We start from the raw sequence: 19,240 nt of genomic DNA on the forward strand, positions 1-19,240 counted from the left end.
TTTGAGTCTGCGCGCAAGCGCCGAGGCCCGGTCCGTCGCCCTCCGACCGGAGCGAAGGCGCGGCTCCTTCCCAGGGAGCCGGTACATTTCAGGCGTCCTGGCCCGGCAGCGGGCCGAGGGTGGACGCCGAAAAAACTGGCTGCGGACGTGGAAACGCGTGCCGTTGCTGCTGCATTTCACGCACGGTTTTCCCGGACTGTGCGCATGGGAAACACTGAATGACCGACGCCTCCCACGATCTCGCCATCAACGGTCAGATCGCTTCCGCCACCTCGTTCACCGGCAAGAAGCGCATCCGCAAATCCTTCGGGCGCATTCCCGAAGCGGTGCAGATGCCGAACCTGATCGAGGTTCAGCGCGCCTCCTACGAGCAGTTCCTGCAGCGCGAGGTCCGTCCGGGCCAGCGCAAGGAGCAGGGCATCGAGGCGGTCTTCAAGTCGGTGTTCCCGATCAAGGACTTCAACGAACGCGCGATCCTGGAATACGTCTCGTACGAGTTCGAAGATCCCAAGTACGACGTTGAGGAATGCATCCAGCGCGACATGACCTATGCCGCGCCGCTGAAGGTCAAGCTGCGCCTGATCGTGTTCGAAACCGACGAGGAAACGGGAGCCCGTTCGGTCAAGGACATCAAGGAGCAGGACGTCTATATGGGCGATATCCCGCTCATGACGGACAAGGGCACCTTCATCGTCAACGGCACCGAGCGCGTGATCGTGTCGCAGATGCACCGTTCGCCGGGCGTCTTCTTCGACCACGACAAGGGCAAGACCCACTCGTCGGGCAAGCTGCTGTTCGCCGCCCGCGTGATCCCGTACCGCGGCTCGTGGCTGGACTTCGAGTTCGACGCCAAGGACGTGGTCTATGTCCGCATCGACCGCCGCCGCAAGCTGCCCGCCTCGACCTTCCTGATGGGTCTGGGCATGGACGGCGAAGAAATCCTGAAGACCTTCTACGAGACCGTGCCTTATGAAAAGCGCGGCGAAGGCTGGGTCACGCCCTACAAGCCGGAACGCTGGCGCGGGGTGAAGCCGGAGTTCGACCTGGTCGACGCCGATACGGGCGAAGTCATCGCCCAGGCCGGTCAGAAGATCAGCGCGCGCGCCGCCAAGAAGCTGGGCGACACCACCACCTCGCTGTCGCTGGCCGCCGACGCCCTGGTCACCAAATATCTGGCCAATGACGCCGTGAACTTCGAGACCGGCGAAATCTACGCCGAGGCCGGCGACGAACTGGACGTTCCGACCATCGAAGTGCTGGAGCAGAACGGCTTCACCACCATCGAGGTGCTGGACATCGACCACGTCACGGTCGGCGCCTATATGCGCAACACCCTGCGCGTCGATAAGAACGACAACCGCGAGGACGCCCTGTTCGACGTCTACCGCGTGATGCGTCCGGGCGAGCCGCCCACCCCGGAAGCCGCCGAGGCCATGTTCAACTCGCTGTTCTTCGACAGCGAACGCTACGATCTGTCGGCCGTCGGCCGGGTCAAGATGAACATGCGTCTGGAAACGCCCGAGGTCTCCGACGAGATCCGCGTCCTGCGCAAGGATGACGTGCTGAAGGTGCTGCAGATCCTGGTCGGCCTGAAGGATGGCCGGGGCGAGATCGACGACATCGACAACCTGGGCAACCGCCGGGTCCGTTCGGTCGGCGAGCTGCTGGAAAACCAGTACCGCGTCGGTCTGCTGCGGATGGAGCGCGCCATCAAGGAGCGCATGTCCTCGGTCGATATCGACACGGTCATGCCGCACGACCTGATCAACGCCAAGCCGGCCGCCGCCGCGGTGCGCGAGTTCTTCGGTTCGTCGCAGCTGTCGCAGTTCATGGACCAGACGAACCCGCTGTCGGAAATCACCCACAAGCGTCGTCTGTCGGCGCTTGGGCCGGGCGGTCTGACGCGCGAGCGCGCGGGCTTTGAAGTCCGCGACGTTCACCCGACCCACTATGGCCGCATCTGCCCGATCGAAACGCCGGAAGGCCCGAACATCGGCCTGATCAACTCGCTGGCCACCCACGCGCGCGTCAACAAGTACGGCTTCATCGAAAGCCCGTACCGTCGCGTGAAGGACGGCCAGGCCCAGAACGAGGTGGTCTACATCTCGGCCATGGAAGAGTCGAAATACACGATCGCCCAGGCCAACATCGAACTGAAGGACGGCCAGATCGTCGAGGAACTGGTCCCTGGCCGGATCAACGGTGAATCCCAGCTCCTGAACAAGGACGCCGTGGACATGATGGACGTGTCGCCGAAACAGGTCGTTTCGGTCGCCGCCGCCCTGATCCCCTTCCTGGAAAACGATGACGCCAACCGCGCGCTGATGGGCGCCAACATGCAACGTCAGGCCGTGCCGCTGGTGCAGTCGGACGCGCCGCTGGTCGGCACGGGCATGGAGGCGGTCGTGGCCGTGGACTCCGGCGCGGTCGTGGTCGCCCGTCGTGACGGCGTCGTCGAACAGATCGACGGCACCCGCATCGTCGTGCGCGCCACCGGCGACGTGGACGCCGCCCGTTCGGGCGTCGACATCTATCGCCTGTCGAAGTTCCAGCGTTCGAACCAGTCGACCTGCATCAACCAGCGCCCGATCGTGCGCGTGGGCGATCAGGTGAAGTTCGGCGACGTCATCGCCGACGGCCCGTCGACGGACCTGGGCGAACTGGCCCTGGGCCGCAACGCCCTGGTCGCCTTCATGCCCTGGAACGGCTACAACTTCGAAGACTCCATCCTGATCTCCGAGCGCATCGTGCGCGACGACGTCTTCACCTCGATCCACCTGGAAGAGTTCGAAGTCGCCGCCCGCGATACGAAGCTTGGGCCTGAGGAAATCACGCGCGACATCCCCAACGTCGGCGAGGAAGCCCTGCGCAACCTCGACGAAGCGGGCATCGTGGCCATCGGCGCCGAGGTCCAGCCGGGCGACATCCTGGTCGGCAAGGTGACGCCGAAGGGCGAAAGCCCGATGACCCCGGAAGAGAAGCTGCTGCGCGCCATCTTCGGCGAGAAGGCTTCCGACGTCCGTGACACCTCGCTGCGCCTGCCGCCCGGCGTCGCCGGCACGATCGTCGACGTCCGCGTGTTCAACCGTCACGGCGTCGACAAGGACGAGCGCGCCATGGCGATCGAACGCGCCGAGATCGAACGCCTGGGCAAGGACCGCGACGACGAACTCAAGATCCTTGAGCGCAACGTCTATGGTCGCCTGAAGCCGCTGATCGTCGGCAAGACCGCCGTGTCGGGGCCCAAGGGCATCGGCCGCGGCGAACTGACCGACGAGAAACTGGCCGAGGTCAGCCGTGGTCTGTGGTGGCAGATCGCCCTGGACGACGAAAAGACCATGGGCGAGCTGGAGGCGATGAAGCGCCAGTTCGAAGACGCCCGCAAGCAACTGGACCGTCGTTTCGAAGACAAGGTCGAGAAGCTGCAGCGCGGCGACGAACTGCCGCCCGGCGTGATGAAGATGGTCAAGGTCTTCGTGGCCGTGAAGCGCAAGCTTCAGCCCGGCGACAAGATGGCTGGCCGTCACGGCAACAAGGGCGTCATCTCCAAGATCCTGCCGATCGAGGACATGCCGCACCTGGAAGACGGCACCCACGTCGACGTCGTTCTGAACCCGCTGGGCGTGCCTTCGCGCATGAACATCGGCCAGATCTTCGAGACCCACCTGGGTTGGGCCGCCGCCGGCCTGGGCAAGCAGATTTCCGGTCTGCTGGAAGCCTGGCAACAGGGCGGGCAGAAGCAGGCCCTGATCGATCGTCTGACGCATATCTACGGCGAGGAAACCCCTCTGCCGCAGGATGAGGAAGAACTGATCGAACTGGCCAAGAACCTGTCCAAGGGCGTGCCCTTCGCGACCCCGGTCTTCGACGGCGCGCACATCGGCGACATCGAACGCCTGCTGGAAGAAGCTGGTCTGAACAAGTCGGCCCAGTCGATCCTGTACGACGGCCAGACCGGCGAGCAGTTCAAGCGTCCGGTCACGGTCGGCTACATCTACATGCTGAAGCTGCACCACCTGGTCGACGACAAGATCCACGCCCGCTCCATCGGCCCGTACTCGCTGGTCACCCAGCAGCCGCTGGGCGGCAAGGCGCAGTTCGGCGGTCAGCGCTTCGGGGAAATGGAGGTCTGGGCTCTGGAAGCCTACGGCGCCGCCTACACCCTGCAGGAAATGCTGACGGTGAAGTCCGACGACGTGGCCGGCCGGACCAAGGTCTACGAGGCCATCGTCCGCGGCGACGACAGCTTCGAGGCCGGCATTCCCGAGAGCTTCAACGTGCTCATCAAGGAAATGCGTTCGCTGGGTCTGAACGTGGAGCTGGAGAACAGCTGAGTTCGAAGTGGCGAGTGACGAGGGGCGAGTGGCGAGCAATCGCCGCCGCCGTTCGAGCCTCACTCGCCACTAACCACTCGCCGCGCTCCACTCTTCTCTATTTTCGCGGCCCCCGCCGCAGAAGGAAAACAAGATGAACCAGGAAGTCCTGAACATCTTCAACCCGGTCCCGGTCACGCCGACCTTCGACCAGATCAAGATCGCCCTGGCCTCGCCGGAGAAGATCCGGTCGTGGTCGTTCGGCGAGATCAAGAAGCCGGAAACCATCAACTACCGCACGTTCAAGCCCGAGCGTGACGGCCTGTTCTGCGCCCGTATCTTTGGCCCGACCAAGGACTACGAATGCCTGTGCGGCAAGTACAAGCGCATGAAGTACAAGGGCATCATCTGCGAGAAGTGCGGCGTTGAAGTCACCCTGGCCCGCGTTCGCCGCGAGCGTATGGGTCACATCGACCTGGCCGCCCCGGTCGCCCACATCTGGTTCCTGAAGTCGCTGCCCAGCCGCATCTCGCTGATGCTGGACATGGCGCTGAAGGACGTGGAACGCGTCCTGTACTTCGAGAACTACATCGTCACCGAGCCGGGCCTGACCCCGCTGAAGCAGAACCAGCTGCTGACGGAAGACGAGTTCTATCGCTATCAGGAAGAGTTCGGCGATGACGGCTTCACCGCCGAGATCGGCGCCGAGGCCGTCCGCAACCTGCTGATGGGCATCGACCTGCACGCCGAGGCCGAGAAGCACCGTGGCGAACTGGCCGACAACCCCTCGGAAATGAAGGCCAAGAAGGCCTCCAAGCGCCTGAAGCTGATCGAGGCCTTCCTCGAATCCGGCAACAAGCCCGAGTGGATGATCCTGACCATCGTGCCGGTCATCCCGCCGGAACTGCGTCCGCTGGTGCCGCTGGACGGCGGCCGTTTCGCGACGTCGGACCTGAACGACCTGTATCGCCGCGTCATCAACCGCAACAACCGCCTGAAGCGCCTGATGGAGCTGCGCGCGCCGGACATCATCATCCGCAACGAAAAGCGGATGCTGCAGGAGTCCGTCGACGCCCTGTTCGACAACGGCCGTCGCGGTCGCGTCATCACCGGCGCGAACAAGCGCCCGCTGAAGTCGCTGGCCGACATGCTGAAGGGCAAACAGGGTCGCTTCCGTCAGAACCTGCTGGGCAAGCGCGTCGACTATTCGGGCCGTTCGGTCATCACCGTGGGACCGGAACTGAAGCTGCACGAGTGCGGCCTGCCCAAGAAGATGGCGCTGGAGCTGTTCAAGCCGTTCATCTATGCGCGCCTGGACGCCAAGGGCCTGTCGGGCACCGTCAAACAGTCCAAGCGCATGGTCGAGCGCGAACAGCCCGCCGTCTGGGACATCCTGGACGAGGTGATCCGCGAACACCCGGTCCTGCTGAACCGCGCGCCGACGCTGCACCGTCTGGGCATCCAGGCGTTCGAGCCCAAGCTGATCGAGGGCAAGGCCATCCGCCTGCACCCGCTGGTCTGCACCGCCTTCAACGCCGACTTCGACGGCGACCAGATGGCTGTCCACGTTCCGCTGTCGCTGGAAGCGCAACTGGAAGCGCGCGTCCTGATGATGTCGACGAACAACATCCTGTCGCCCGCCAACGGCAAGCCGATCATCGTGCCGTCGCAGGACATCGTCCTGGGCCTGTACTATCTGTCGCTGGTCAAGGACGGCGAGCCGGGTGAAGGCAAGCTGTTCGCCAACATCGGCGAGATCGACGCGGCGCTGGACGCCAAGGTCGTCACCCTGCACAGCCGCATCAAGGCGCGCTGGACCGAGCAGGACGCGCAGGGCGCCGAAGTGACCAAGGTCATCGACACCACGCCCGGCCGGATGAAGCTGGCGGCCCTGCTGCCGCGCAACCCGAACGTCGGCTATCGCCTGCTCGAAAAGAACCTGACCAAGAAGGAAATCGGCAACCTGATCGACGTGGTCTATCGCCACTGCGGTCAGAAGGCGACGGTGATCTTCGCCGATCAGATGATGGGCCTGGGCTTCCGCGAAGCCGCCAAGGCCGGCATCTCGTTCGGCAAGGACGACATCGTGATCCCGGCCAAGAAGGTCGAACTGGTCGCCGAGACCCGCACCCAGGTCGAGGAGTACGAACAACAGTACGCCGACGGCCTGATCACGCGCGGCGAGAAGTACAACAAGGTGGTCGACGCCTGGGCCAAGGCCACGGACCGGATCGCCGACGCCATGATGGGCGAGATCGCGCAACCGCGCGTGCTGATCGAGGGTGAAAACCCCGACATCAACTCGGTCTTCATGATGGCCAACTCGGGCGCCCGGGGTTCGCAGGCGCAGATGAAGCAACTGGGCGGCATGCGCGGCCTGATGGCCAAGCCGTCCGGCGAGATCATCGAGACGCCGATCACCTCGAACTTCAAGGAAGGCCTGACCGTCCTTGAATACTTCAACTCCACCCACGGCGCCCGCAAGGGTCTGGCCGACACCGCGCTGAAGACCGCCAACTCGGGTTACCTGACCCGCCGTCTGGTGGACGTGGCGCAGGACTCGATCGTCACCGAGATCGACTGCGGCTCGACGCGCGGCATCACCCTGCGTGCGGTGATGGAAGGCGGCGACGTGCTGGTCTCGCTGGGTCAGCGCATCCTGGGTCGCTATGCGGCCGAGGACATCAAGGAGCCGGGCACGGACACCGTCCTGTTCCCCGCCGACACCTATCTGGTGGAAGAAGTGGTCGAGGCCGTCGACGCCGCCGGCGTCCAGTCGGTCAAGGTCCGCTCGGCCCTGACCTGCGAAGCCGACGCCGGCATCTGCGCCCACTGCTACGGCCGTGACCTGGCGCGCGGCACCAACGTCAACATCGGCGAAGCGGTCGGCGTCATCGCCGCCCAGTCGATCGGCGAGCCGGGCACCCAGCTGACGATGCGGACCTTCCACATCGGCGGCACGGCCCAGGTGGCGGAAACCTCCTTCATGGAGGCGACCAACGCCGGTAACGCCCGCATCGCCGGCCCCACCGTCGTCGCGGCCCACGGCGACCTGGTGGCCATGAGCCGCAACGTCACCGTGACCGTGGTCGTCGACGGCAAGGACCGCGAGACGCACAAGGCTCCGTACGGCGCCCGCATCCGCGTCAAGGACGGCGGCGAAGTGAAGCGCGGCCAACGCCTGGCCGAGTGGGACCCCTACACCACCCCGATCCTGACCGAAGTCGGCGGCATCGTCCGCTTCGAAGATCTGGTCGAAGGTCTGTCCGTCAAGGAAGAGACCGACGAAGCGACGGGCATCGCCCAGCGCGTGGTCTCCGACTGGCGCGCCAGCCCGCGGGGCTCGGACCTGCGTCCGGCCATGGGCGTCACCCTGGGCGACGCCTACGCCAAGCTGTCGTCCGGTTCGGACGCCCGCTATCTGCTGCCGGTGGGCGCGGTTCTGTCCGTGTCGAACGGCGACGAGGTCAAGCCGGGCGAAATCATCGCCCGCGTCCCGACCGAAGGCGCCAAGACCCGCGACATCACCGGCGGTCTGCCGCGCGTCGCCGAACTGTTCGAAGCCCGTCGTCCGAAGGACTGCGCCGTCATCGCCGAGATGGATGGCCGCGTCGAATTCGGTCGCGACTACAAGAACAAGCGCCGCATCAAGATCACGCCGGAAGTCAACGCCGACGGCGTGCAGGGCGAACCGGTCGAGTTCCTGATCCCCAAGGGCAAGCACATCTCCGTCCACGACGGCGATCTGATCCAGAAGGGCGACTACATCATCGACGGCAACCCCGATCCGCACGATCTGCTGCGTATTCAGGGCGTCGAGGCGCTGGCCGAATATCTGGTGAACGAGGTGCAGGAGGTTTACCGACTGCAGGGCGTGCCGATCAACGACAAGCACATCGAAGTCATCGTGCGTCAGATGCTGCAGAAGGTGGAAGTGCTGGATTCGGGTGAAACCACCCTGATCCGCGGCGACACCGTCGAAGTGGCTGAAGCCGTTCTGGAAAACGCCAAGGTCGAGAAGCGCGGCGGCCGTCTGGCCACCACCCAGCCCGTCCTGCTGGGCATCACCAAGGCGTCGCTGCAGACCCGCAGCTTCATCTCGGCGGCGTCCTTCCAGGAGACCACCCGCGTCCTCACCGACGCCTCGGTCCACGGCAAGAAGGACATGCTGGAAGGCCTGAAGGAGAACGTCATCGTCGGCCGTCTGATCCCGGCCGGTACGGGCGCCTATCTGCGCAGCCTGCAGAAGATCGCCAACGAGCGTGACGCGGAACTGACGCAAGCCCGCGAAGACGCGATCGAGCCGCTGCCGGCCGATCTGCAACTGGAGCTGGAGAACAGCGAAGGCTGATCTCCGGTTTCGGAACCGACGACATGAAGAGGGCGGCGTTGGAGACAGCGCCGCCCTTTTTATTGCGGCTTGTGCTTGGGAGGCTGACGGCCGTGGGGTCGTCGCTGTTCGTCGTAGTGCAAGCCAAGACGATGATGATCGACCTCGGCGCCGCCATGCACGACGCCTACTGCCACGACCACTGACAGGTCAGTCCTTCCACCGCTCCATCGGCGCGGCGGCGCCCGGCGTGATCGGTGCGCCGCCCGCCCGGTGGCCGTCGCGTCGGGTCTGGACGTTGCGCGTCGAATCCGGGGCGAGCGACGGATTCAACTGAGCGCCCGCGCAGCCCGTACCGAAGTTGGAGCCGATGCAGTCAGCGGGGCCGACCACGCCCACGCCGCCGGACAGGGGGCGGCGGTCCGCTTCCCATTGCGCCAGCCTGCGCGCGCCTTCGCGGGCGAAACGCGCGTCGCGTTCGGGATTGCCGGTGCCGGTGATCGGAGCGGCGTTCTGGCCGCGACGCATGGCGTCCTCGCGGCAATGGGCGTGCTCGGCCGCGTTCAGCTGATCGGGGGTGGTGCAACCCACCAGACCCTGGCGCAGGGCGCGGGCCATGGCGTTGGTCCGCTCGCCGGGATCGACGCGCCAGGGATCGGCCGGAACCGGCACGCCTTGCGGCGCGGGCGGGGCGAGACGGGGCCGCAAGGGGGCCGGGCGGGCATCGGGTGTGGGGGCGACCTGGGGCGCCGGCGAGGCCCGGACGTTGCGGGCGTCGCGGGGCGCGGCGGTCGGCGCCTGGGCGGGCGGCTGGATCACCGGTCGCGGCCGCTCGTCCGGCAGCAGGGGACGGGGCATGATGTCGACATAGAGGGGGCGCGGCTCGGGCGCGATCGGCGGCGCGTCAACGCCCAGAGCGGTCAAGGACAGGACCGCGATCAGGCCGGCGTTGATGACGACCGAGGCCGAGGCCAGGGCGACCTTTCGCCAATCCGGGCGGCGTCGTCGCAGCCATGGGCGGGGCGGTGACATCGACGCAGCGGTCATTCGCGACGCTTTCTGAGATTGGGCAGGAAGCCGTCCCGCGAGGAGAAGAGATCGATCCGGATATCCACGTCGGCGCATCCTGCCACGGGGTTCGGATTTTCGCACGAACGATCGACGCGCGGGGGATCGGCCCGCTGAGCCTCCCAGGCCGCCAGCCGTCGCGCGCCCTGACGGGCGAAGGCGGCGTCGCGCCCGGCGTCGCCCGTGCCCCGAATGACGGGAACGGCCTCGGCGCCGGCCCAGCGGTCCTCGCAACGACGGCGGGCGTCGGGCGACAGGCGGTGCGGGGCGTCGCACGAGAGGGCAGGGGCCCTCGGCCCCGCAACGGCGCCCGCATTCAGGCCGATCGCCGTCGCCGCAAAGCCCGCCTTGCGCCAGTCCAGACCGTCAGCCCCTCGCCGCGCCAATACGCGTTCCCCCTTGATCGCATGCAAGCTGTGCTAGAAGCATGGCCGCTTTCAGGCGGTGTCGCGGTCGCTTTGGAGCGAGGGGCGGAAATGAAGAGAATCGAATTCTGCGTGGTCCTGGCGGGACTGGCGTTTATGTCGGGGTGCGCGGCGCCGTCCGGCGGCGGCGTGGCGAACCATCACTTGCTGGCGGAGAGTTTTGCGCCGACCGAACAGGACGGATCGGTTGTTCTGGAGTGCATTCTATCTGGAACTGGCGATCTGACGGAGTGTCAGGTCGTGTCCGAAACCCCAGCGGGGCAAGGTTTCGGACAGGCCGCGCTGGATATGGCCAAGAACGCGAAGATGAAGCCCGGCGGCGCGGCCGGTCAGAGGGTCCGCTTCACCACCCGATTTCGGCTGGCCGATTAAGGGTCGGTTGACCTGAAGCCCTATCGCGCGTAGAAGCCGCCCACTTTCGAGGCGTGGCCGGTTCGCCGGTCGCCGAGAACGTGACAATCCAACGGACGGCCTGTGCGCCGCCGGAACGCCCAAAGCGCGCGTTCCGGGCTTTCGTGTTTCTCGGTTCGCCGAGGCGAACCGAGGGCTGTTTGCCACGTCCTCAGTCTCGATGACACCCGGGCGAGGGGATGGTCCCCCGTTCACAAGAAGGCGAGAGGCGCTTCGGTCGAAAGACACACGCCTCCATCAGAAGTCGAGACGAGTTTCGAATGCCTACGATCAACCAGCTGATCCGCAAGCCGCGCAAGCCCAAGCCCACCCGCAACAAGGTGCCGGCCCTGGAGGGTTCGCCCCAGCGTCGCGGCGTCTGCACCCGCGTCTACACCACGACCCCGAAGAAGCCGAACTCGGCTCTGCGTAAGGTCGCCAAGGTCCGTCTGGCCAAGAACGGCTACGAAGCCGTGTGCTATATCCCCGGCGAAGGCCACAACCTGCAGGAACACTCGGTCGTTCTGATCCGCGGCGGCCGCGTCAAGGACTTGCCCGGCGTTCGCTACCACATCCTGCGCGGCGTTCTGGATACCCAAGGCGTCAAGGACCGCAAGCAGCGCCGTTCGCACTACGGCGCCAAGCGTCCGAAGTAAGCCGTTCCTCTCCGGGCCGTCGCGCCCGGAGACCTTTTCGAGATTTTCCCGGCGAGCGCCGGGCACTGCAAGGAATACTCCATGTCGCGTCGTCACCGCGCCCAGAAGCGTGAAGTTCTGCCGGATCCCAAGTTCGGGGACCTGATCGTCACCAAGTTCATGAACTACGTCATGTACGAAGGTAAGAAGGCCGTCGCCGAAAACATCGTGTACGGCGCCTTCGACATCCTGGCCGACAAGAAGAAGGACCAGGAGCCGGTCGCCACCTTCCACGCCGCCCTGGACAATGTCGCCCCGTCGGTCGAAGTCCGCTCGCGTCGCGTCGGCGGCGCCACCTATCAGGTGCCGGTCGAAGTCCGCCCGGACCGCCGCCGCGCCCTGGCCATCCGCTGGCTGGTCAACGCCGCGCGCAAGCGTGGTGAAAACACCATGACGGAAAAGCTGGCCGCCGAGCTGCTGGACGCCTCCAACAACCGCGGCACCGCGGTCAAGAAGCGCGAAGACACCCACAAGATGGCCGAAGCCAACCGCGCGTTCAGCCACTACCGCTGGTAAGTGTCTTAAAACTGTCCCTCTTTCGACGGTATGGGGCGGTTCCTGTTCTTGAGACTATCCGGCGCGGGCGGTTTGAGTTAAATCGCCCGCGCCGTCTTATCCGACATTTCCGAGGGCGCTTCAGGGCGTCCTAAAGCCCTCAAGGGACGCTCCTATGCCCCGCACGAATAAAATCGAAGACTATCGCAACTTCGGCATCATGGCCCACATCGACGCGGGCAAGACGACGACGACCGAACGGATCCTGTTCTACACCGGCCGCAACCACAAAATGGGCGAGACGCACGACGGCGCGTCCACCATGGACTGGATGGACCAGGAGCAGGAACGCGGCATCACCATCACGTCGGCCGCGACGACCGCCTTCTGGAAAGGCAAGCGCCTCAACATCATCGACACCCCCGGACACGTGGACTTCACCATTGAAGTCGAGCGTTCGCTGCGCGTGCTCGACGGCGCCGTGACGGTGCTGGACGGCAACGCCGGCGTCGAGCCGCAGACGGAAACCGTCTGGCGCCAGGCCGACAAATACCGCGTGCCGCGCATCGTCTTCGTCAACAAGATGGACAAGATCGGCGCCGACTTTAACGCGTCGGTCGAGTCGATCCGCGACCGCCTGGGCGCCAAGGCCGTGCCGATCCAACTGCCGATCGGCGCTGAAAACCTGCTGAAGGGCGTCATCGACCTGGTCGAGATGAAGGCCCTGGTCTGGGAAACCGACACGGTCGGCGCCGACGCCGACGTGCGCGAAATCCCGGCCGATATGGCTGAGGAAGTCGCCGCCGCTCGCCAGTACCTGATCGACAACGCCATCGAACTCGACGACGAGGCGATGGAAGCCTATCTGGAAGGCAACGAGCCTTCGGTCGAAACCCTGAAGAAGTGCATCCGCAAGGCCGTGCTGACCGGCGCCTTCTATCCGATCCTGGGCGGCTCGGCGTTCAAGAACAAGGGCGTGCAGCCCCTGCTGGACGCGGTCATCGACTATCTGCCGTCGCCCATCGACATCCCGGCGACCCCGGGCATCGACTTCAAGACCGAAGAACCCGTCACCCGCAAGGCGTCGGACGACGAGCCCCTGTCGGTGCTGGCTTTCAAGATCATGGACGACCCGTTCGTCGGCTCGCTGACCTTCTGCCGCCTGTACTCGGGCAAGATGGAAACCGGCATGTCGCTGCTGAACTCGTCGCGTGACAAGAAAGAGCGCGTCGGCCGCATGCTGCAGATGCACTCCAACAACCGCGAAGACATCAAGGAAGCCTATGCCGGCGACATCGTCGCCCTGGCCGGCCTGAAGGAAACCCGCACGGGCGACACCCTGTGCGATCCGATCAAGTCGCCCATCATCCTGGAGAAGATGGAATTCCCGGCCCCGGTCATCGAGATCTCGGTCGAGCCCAAGACCAAGGCCGACCAGGAGAAGCTGGGCGTCGCCCTGGCCAAGCTGGCTTCGGAAGACCCGTCCTTCACCGTCTCGACCGACCACGAGTCGGGCCAGACCATCCTGAAGGGCATGGGCGAGCTTCACCTGGACATCAAGATCGACATCCTGAAGCGCACCTACAAGGTCGAGGCCACAATCGGCGCGCCGCAGGTCGCCTATCGTGAATCGCTGGGCCGCAAGGTCGACATCGACTACACCCACAAGAAGCAGACCGGCGGCACGGGCCAGTTCGCCCGTGTCATGATTACCTTCGAACCCGGCGAGCCGGGCTCGGGCTTCGTGTTCGAGAACTCGATCGTCGGCGGCGCGGTGCCGAAGGAATATATCCCCGGTGTCGAAAAGGGCCTGAACTCGGCCAAGGACAACGGCCTGCTGGCCGGCTTCCCGCTGATCGACTTCAAGGCGACGCTGACGGACGGCAAGTTCCACGACGTCGACTCCAGCGTGCTGGCGTTCGAAATCGCGGCTCGCGCCGCTTTCCGCGAACTGAAGGAAAAGGGTTCGCCCAAGCTGCTCGAGCCGATCATGGCGGTGGAAGTCGTGACCCCCGAGGAATACCTCGGCTCGGTCATCGGCGACCTGAACGGCCGTCGCGGCATGATCCAGGGTCAGGACATGCGCGGCAACGCCACCGTCGTGAACGCCTTCGTGCCGCTGGCCAACATGTTCGGCTATGTGAACACGCTGCGCGGCATGTCGCAGGGCCGCGCCCAGTTCACCATGCAATACGATCACTACGAACCGGTGCCGCAACACGTCGCCGACGAAGTGATCAAGAAGTACGCCTAAGCTTTCCCTTTTCGGAAAGCCGACCTATATGCGCCCGGACCGTAAGGACCGGGCGTCCTTAACCCCCAAACTGCAGGAACCCCGGTTCGGGGACCTTAGGAGCTAGAGAATGGCCAAGGAAAAGTTCGAACGCACGAAGCCGCACTGCAACATCGGCACGATTGGTCACGTTGACCACGGCAAGACGACGCTGACGGCTGCGATCACGATGACGCTGGCGAAGGCCGGCGGCGCGAAGGCGATGAACTACGCCGACATCGACGCTGCGCCGGAAGAAAAGGCCCGCGGCATCACGATCAACACCGCGCACGTGGAATATGAGACGGCCAACCGTCACTACGCCCACGTCGACTGCCCCGGCCACGCCGACTATGTGAAGAACATGATCACGGGCGCCGCGCAGATGGACGGCGCGATCCTGGTGGTTTCGGCCGCTGACGGCCCGATGCCGCAAACGCGCGAGCACATCCTGCTGGCCCGTCAGGTCGGCGTGCCGGCCCTGGTGGTCTTCATGAACAAGGTCGACCTGGTCGACGACGAAGAACTGCTGGAACTGGTCGAGATGGAAGTGCGCGAGCTGCTCTCGTCGTACCAGTTCCCGGGCGACGATATTCCGATCACCAAGGGTTCGGCCAAGGCCGCGACCGACGGCGTGAACCCGGAAATCGGCGAACAGCGCGTTCTGGCCCTGATGGAAACCGTCGACGCCTACATCCCGCAGCCGGAACGTCCGGTCGACCTGCCGTTCCTGATGCCGGTCGAAGACGTGTTCTCGATCTCGGGCCGCGGCACCGTGGTCACGGGCCGCGTCGAGAAGGGCATCGTCAAGGTCGGTGAAGAAGTCGAGATCGTCGGCATCCGTCCGGTCCAGAAGACGACCTGCACGGGCGTGGAAATGTTCCGCAAGCTGCTGGATCAAGGTCAGGCCGGTGACAACGTCGGCGTCCTGCTGCGCGGCACCAAGCGTGAAGACGTCGAGCGCGGCCAGGTGCTGTGCAAGCCGGGCTCCATCACCCCGCACACCAAGTTCCAGGCCGAAGCCTACATCCTGACGAAGGAAGAAGGCGGCCGCCACACGCCGTTCTTCACCAACTATCGTCCGCAGTTCTACTTCCGCACGACGGACGTGACGGGCATCGTCCACCTGAAGGAAGGCGTCGAGATGATCATGCCCGGCGACAACGCCGAGCTGAGCGTCGAGCTGATCACGCCGATCGCGATGGACCAGGGCCTGCGCTTCGCCATCCGTGAAGGCGGCCGCACCGTCGGCGCCGGCGTCGTGGCCAAGATCGTCGAGTAATCGACCATCCTTTTGGCCTGAGGCGCTCACGCGCGGCTTGAGGCCGAGAGATACAGTAAGCGTACAGAGCGGCCCCCGGAGCAATCCGGGGGCCGCTTCTGCTTTGCGGCTTGGCTGCAAACCTTGCGTGGCCATAAACTGCTGGCATGAGCCGAAACTGGATCTGGCCGGGTGTCGTCGCTTCGGTTCTGCTTTTGGGCAGTTTACCGCATCACGGTGAGCATCCCGACAAGGCGGCTGGGCGTGCTGCTCTGGAGGTCCGCCAAGCGCGGCTGGACAAGGTATGGCCCGTTCCCCCACCGGCCGACAATGAGGCGGATAGATTCTGGTCGGCGAACAACGACTATCTCACACTATGGGAACCTGACGAGAACGCTCCGCCCGAGATTCCCGGCCGCCCAAGCTTTTCCATGCATTGCGATGCAAGCCGGGGATTGGTCGTCCAGTCGGGAATAATCATGGGGATGGACTTGCCGTTAGCCCGACCGCCTTACGGCATCATGGCGCTTGAGGCGGGCGGTCTGCGTTTCCGTGCGCCCCTGATTGCCATCAGCGACGGTTTCACCACTGTCGCTGATGCGGATTACCGCTTATCCAAATCCGCTATCCGACGTGTACTGAGCGCGCCCTATCTGGTGGTTCGGCCATTATATCTCGGCAAGCCGCAACCCTACTACGTCATGGAGGATGTGGGGGCGCGACATCCCACACCGCCGCCCGCGCTTGTAGAGAGGTTTCTGGGCGCCTGTCGTCTGCCGGCCGAGGTCTAAGGCGGGCTCTCGCAGCGATGGCGGATGATTGTCGTCGAAACCGACGGCGGGGCTGAGGGTTCAAGTCGTTCCGCCGCCAAGGTCGTTCATGCGTTCGTTTCTGTTGCTGATCCTGCTGTTCCTGAGCGCCTGCGCCACCCATCCCGGCAAGGTCGATCATGTGCGGTTCGCCGGGGATGGGAAGACGGTGCTGGCCGCGACTGAGCACGGGGCCGTGCGCGGGGTCGAGGGGGATGGAACGCGGGCCTTTCTGGGCGTGCCGTTCGCCGCCCCGCCGGTGGGCGACGGGCGCTGGCGCGCGCCGCAGCCGGTCGAGCCGTGGTCCGGTGTGCGGGATGCCACGCGGATCGGCTCGGACTGCACCCAGGCCATCGGCCGACGCGCGATCCTGGGCGGGGGCGGCGGGATCGTGGTGGGGTCCGAGGACTGTCTGTATCTGAACATCTACGCCCCGGCCGGTCAGCCGGAACAGGCGCGGCCGGTCATGGTCTATATCCCGGGCGGCGCCTTCACCGTGGGGGCCGGCGCCAACTATGATCCGTCCAGACTGGCCCGCGATCAGGGGCGGGTGGTGGTGACGATGAACTATCGGCTGGGGGCCCTGGGCTGGCTGGCCCATCCGGGGTTTCAGGCGACGGGCGAAGGGTTCGGCGGCAACTTCGGCCTGATGGATCAGCAGGCGGCGCTGAAATGGGTGCATCGCAATATCGCGGCCTTCGGCGGCGATCCGGGAAACGTGACGCTTTTCGCCGAGAGCGCCGGGGCGTGGACGGCCTGTTACCTTATGGCGTCGCCGGGGTCTGAGGGGTTGTATCAGCGGGTCATCCTGCAGAGCGGCGGCTGTCTGGAGCCGTCGTCCCTGGTCAGCGCGCACGACGCCGCCCTGTCGGGGCCGATGTTCGCCGAACGGCTGGGGTGCGGCGGAACGGATGCGATCGCGTGTCTGAAGGCGCTGCCCGCATGGCGGCTGTCGCGCGCGCCGTCGTTGAGGGCGGGGATCAACGGGCCGGGGTCGTGGGGACCGGTGCATACGGATGCGACCGTGCCGGAAAGTCCGGCCGTGGCGCTGCGCGAGGGGCGGTTCACCCAGGTTCCGGTGCTGATCGGGACGAATCTGGACGAGGGGCGTCTGTTCGCCAACGAGGTGAGGACGATGGATCGCTATCAGAAGGAGACGATCTGGATGTATGGCGACGAGGGCCAGCGGGTTCTGGACCGCTATCCGGTCGGAGAGGACGGGCCGGCCTACGCCATCGCCGCCAACTTCACAGACCAGAGGTTCGCCTGTCCGTCACAGGCGCTGCGGCGGGTGCTGTCGGCCCATGTGCCGGTCTGGGGCTATGAGTTCGCGGATCGGCGGGCGCCGTTCGTGCTGCCGGACTGGATCGTGGGGCTGGACCTGGGCGCCTATCACGCCAGCGAACTGGCCTATGTGTTCGGGACCAGCTGGGTGTTCGCGGATGTAAAGCGGTTCACGCCGCAGCAGAAGGCGTTGTCGGATCGGATGCAACGCCTGTGGGCGGCGTTCGGCACGCAAGGCTTCGACGCGGAATGGCCCCGCGTAGAGGGTGCGGGCCCGGTGCGGGTGTTCGCGCCCGAGGGCGACCGGATGGACCACGACTTCTTTACGCGCCACCACTGCGCCTTCTGGGACGGGACGCCGTTCGGCGCGGTCCACTGAGGGTCAGATTCAATCGACATCCATCAGGACGGGCTTGTGGCTCGTCATTCCGGGGCTGAGCGGAGCGAAGAACCCGGAACCCTGGGCCGCAGAGGCCGCGCCATACGCAGGTTAAAGCCTGATGCGCGACTCCTGGGTTCAGGGCTCGTCCTTCGGACGCCCCGGAATGACGTGCCCAAGCTGAATGTCGATCGAACCTAGAGGAAGCGCACGGTCACGCCGGGCTTGACCTTGTCGGCCAGGGCCCAGGCGTCCCAGTTCGTCAGGCGCACGCAGCCGTGCGAGGCGGTCTTGCCGACCAGCTCCGGGTCGGGCGTGCCGTGGATGCCGTAGCTGGGCTTGTTCAGGTCGATCCAGACGACGCCCACCGGATTGTTGGGGCCGGGTTTGACCACCACCTTCTCCTTGCCGTCGCCATAGCTGAGCTTGGCCGGATCGTAGGTGTAGTCGGGATTGCGGGCCACGCCGTTGACCTTGACCGTGCCGGTCGGGGTGGGATTGTCGCCGCTGCCGATGGTGGCGGGGAAATAGGCGATCAGCTTGCCGTCGGCGTCGAAGGCGCGGACCGAACCCTCGGACTTGTCGACGTCGATGTGGTCGACGTCGGCGGGCAGGGGCGTGGTGTTGACGGCCGGAACCAGCAGGGCCTGACCGACGCGATTGAAGTCGGCGCCGGGGTTCATGGCGCGCAACAGAGCCTCGGTGACGTGGAACCGCTCGGCCAGAGCCTCCACGATATTGGCGTACCCCATGTGATCGGCCCGGCCCTGGGCCGCGAGATCGGTCGGGACCGTGCCGAGATAGGGACCGGCGATGTCCTGTTGCGTGATCTGGTAGGTGGCGGTGATTGCGCCCTGACCGGCGGCGCGCAGGCGGTCCATGATCTGGGCGTCCAACTGGCCGTTGACGGGCAGACCTTGATCCCTCTGGAAGGCGGAAATGGCCTGTCGCATGTTGGAGCCGGCCAGGCCGTCGATGGCGCCGGGCGAGAAGCGCGCCCGTTCCAGAAGGACCTGGGCGCGGATCAGGGCGGGATCGGGCTGGGGCTGAGTTTGCGCGCCTGTCTGCTGCGGCGCCGGCTGGGTCGGCGGGGCATAGGCGGCGTTTTCGATGGCGTCGCGCGACAGGGGGCCGGTTTGGCCGACTTCGACGGTCGGGGCCTTGGCTTCTTCCTTGGGTGAACAGGCGGCGGTCAGGGACAGAACGGCGAAGGCGGCGAGGTAGGCGGGACGGATCATCAAAGGACTTTCGGCAGGCGGTCGGGAAGGGGCGCGATCAGTTGGGCTTGCCCGTGGCGGGGTCGGTTTCGGTCTCGCCGGAGTTGGACGAGCCTTTAGAACCCTGGGGTTCGGTCGCCGGGCGGGGCGGTTCGCCGGGCTTGCCGGGGCGAAGGTTTTCGTTCTCGATCTTGTGGTCGTCGGGGCGGCTGTCGGTCATGGTCATCTCCCTGGAGGTCAGGGAACGCACGGCGCGGGCGACGGCTCCGTCAATGCTTGTTCACCATGCCGATCAACCCTGC

General features: G+C 65.5%; 14 protein-coding genes. 10 read left to right on the plus strand and 4 right to left on the minus strand.

Translation table 11 applies throughout. From position 1 onward, the window contains the following. The first annotated feature begins 218 nt into the window (after positions 1-218). From rpoB to P0Y50_10490, 3 genes are all read left to right on the plus strand, one after another. Positions 219-4,334: a DNA-directed RNA polymerase subunit beta gene (rpoB, locus tag P0Y50_10480; GenBank protein ID WEK38972.1), complete on the plus strand. Its 4,116-nt coding sequence runs from the start codon at positions 219-221 to the stop codon at positions 4,332-4,334. Positions 4,335-4,467: 133 nt separating this feature from the next. Beyond that, positions 4,468-8,664 carry a DNA-directed RNA polymerase subunit beta' gene (rpoC, locus tag P0Y50_10485; GenBank protein WEK38973.1) on the plus strand — a complete coding sequence of 1,399 codons (4,197 nt, stop codon included), beginning with the start codon at positions 4,468-4,470 and terminating at the stop codon, positions 8,662-8,664. 23 nt (positions 8,665-8,687) lie between these two features. After that, positions 8,688-8,849, plus strand: coding sequence for a hypothetical protein (locus P0Y50_10490; protein WEK38974.1), 162 nt, complete (start codon positions 8,688-8,690; stop codon positions 8,847-8,849). A 4-nt stretch (positions 8,850-8,853) separates the two neighbouring features. On the opposite strand, the gene P0Y50_10495 is transcribed toward P0Y50_10490, so the two are convergent. Then, positions 8,854-9,675 carry a hypothetical protein gene (locus P0Y50_10495; GenBank protein WEK38975.1) on the minus strand — a complete coding sequence of 274 codons (822 nt, stop codon included), beginning with the start codon at positions 9,673-9,675 and terminating at the stop codon, positions 8,854-8,856. A gap of 11 nt (positions 9,676-9,686) precedes the next feature. Next, entirely contained in the window at positions 9,687-10,097 is a 411-nt protein-coding gene (locus P0Y50_10500) for a hypothetical protein (protein WEK38976.1), read from the minus strand. Between the two features lie 21 nt (positions 10,098-10,118). Between P0Y50_10500 and P0Y50_10505 the strand changes: the two genes are divergently transcribed. The 7 genes from P0Y50_10505 (at position 10,119) to P0Y50_10535 (ending at position 17,721) form a co-directional block, all read left to right on the plus strand. Beyond that, positions 10,119-10,508, plus strand: a complete 390-nt coding sequence (locus tag P0Y50_10505) for a TonB family protein (protein WEK38977.1) — start codon at positions 10,119-10,121, stop codon at positions 10,506-10,508. 299 nt (positions 10,509-10,807) lie between these two features. Next, the gene (rpsL, locus tag P0Y50_10510) at positions 10,808-11,182 is read left to right on the plus strand and encodes a 30S ribosomal protein S12 (GenBank protein WEK38978.1); all 375 of its coding nucleotides are present in this window, start codon (positions 10,808-10,810) and stop codon (positions 11,180-11,182) included. A gap of 81 nt (positions 11,183-11,263) precedes the next feature. After that, on the plus strand, positions 11,264-11,737 hold the full coding sequence (rpsG, locus tag P0Y50_10515; GenBank protein WEK38979.1) for a 30S ribosomal protein S7: 474 nt from the start codon (positions 11,264-11,266) through the stop codon (positions 11,735-11,737). Between the two features lie 154 nt (positions 11,738-11,891). Continuing rightward, on the plus strand, positions 11,892-13,970 hold the full coding sequence (fusA, locus tag P0Y50_10520; GenBank protein WEK38980.1) for an elongation factor G: 2,079 nt from the start codon (positions 11,892-11,894) through the stop codon (positions 13,968-13,970). A gap of 109 nt (positions 13,971-14,079) precedes the next feature. After that, positions 14,080-15,270 carry an elongation factor Tu gene (gene tuf, locus P0Y50_10525; protein ID WEK38981.1) on the plus strand — a complete coding sequence of 397 codons (1,191 nt, stop codon included), beginning with the start codon at positions 14,080-14,082 and terminating at the stop codon, positions 15,268-15,270. A gap of 146 nt (positions 15,271-15,416) precedes the next feature. After that, on the plus strand, positions 15,417-16,040 hold the full coding sequence (locus P0Y50_10530) for a hypothetical protein (protein WEK38982.1): 624 nt from the start codon (positions 15,417-15,419) through the stop codon (positions 16,038-16,040). Positions 16,041-16,128: 88 nt separating this feature from the next. Continuing rightward, positions 16,129-17,721 carry a carboxylesterase family protein gene (locus P0Y50_10535; protein ID WEK38983.1) on the plus strand — a complete coding sequence of 531 codons (1,593 nt, stop codon included), beginning with the start codon at positions 16,129-16,131 and terminating at the stop codon, positions 17,719-17,721. A gap of 197 nt (positions 17,722-17,918) precedes the next feature. Here P0Y50_10535 and P0Y50_10540 read toward each other — a convergent pair whose 3' ends face one another. Beyond that, positions 17,919-18,959: a L,D-transpeptidase family protein gene (locus P0Y50_10540; protein WEK38984.1), complete on the minus strand. Its 1,041-nt coding sequence runs from the start codon at positions 18,957-18,959 to the stop codon at positions 17,919-17,921. A 37-nt stretch (positions 18,960-18,996) separates the two neighbouring features. Next, entirely contained in the window at positions 18,997-19,158 is a 162-nt protein-coding gene (locus P0Y50_10545) for a hypothetical protein (GenBank protein WEK38985.1), read from the minus strand. Positions 19,159-19,240: the final 82 nt, after the last annotated feature.

Origin of the sequence: Candidatus Brevundimonas colombiensis, assembly GCA_029202665.1 — a bacterium.
In the GTDB taxonomy this organism is placed as follows: Bacteria; Pseudomonadota; Alphaproteobacteria; order Caulobacterales; family Caulobacteraceae; genus Brevundimonas; species Brevundimonas colombiensis.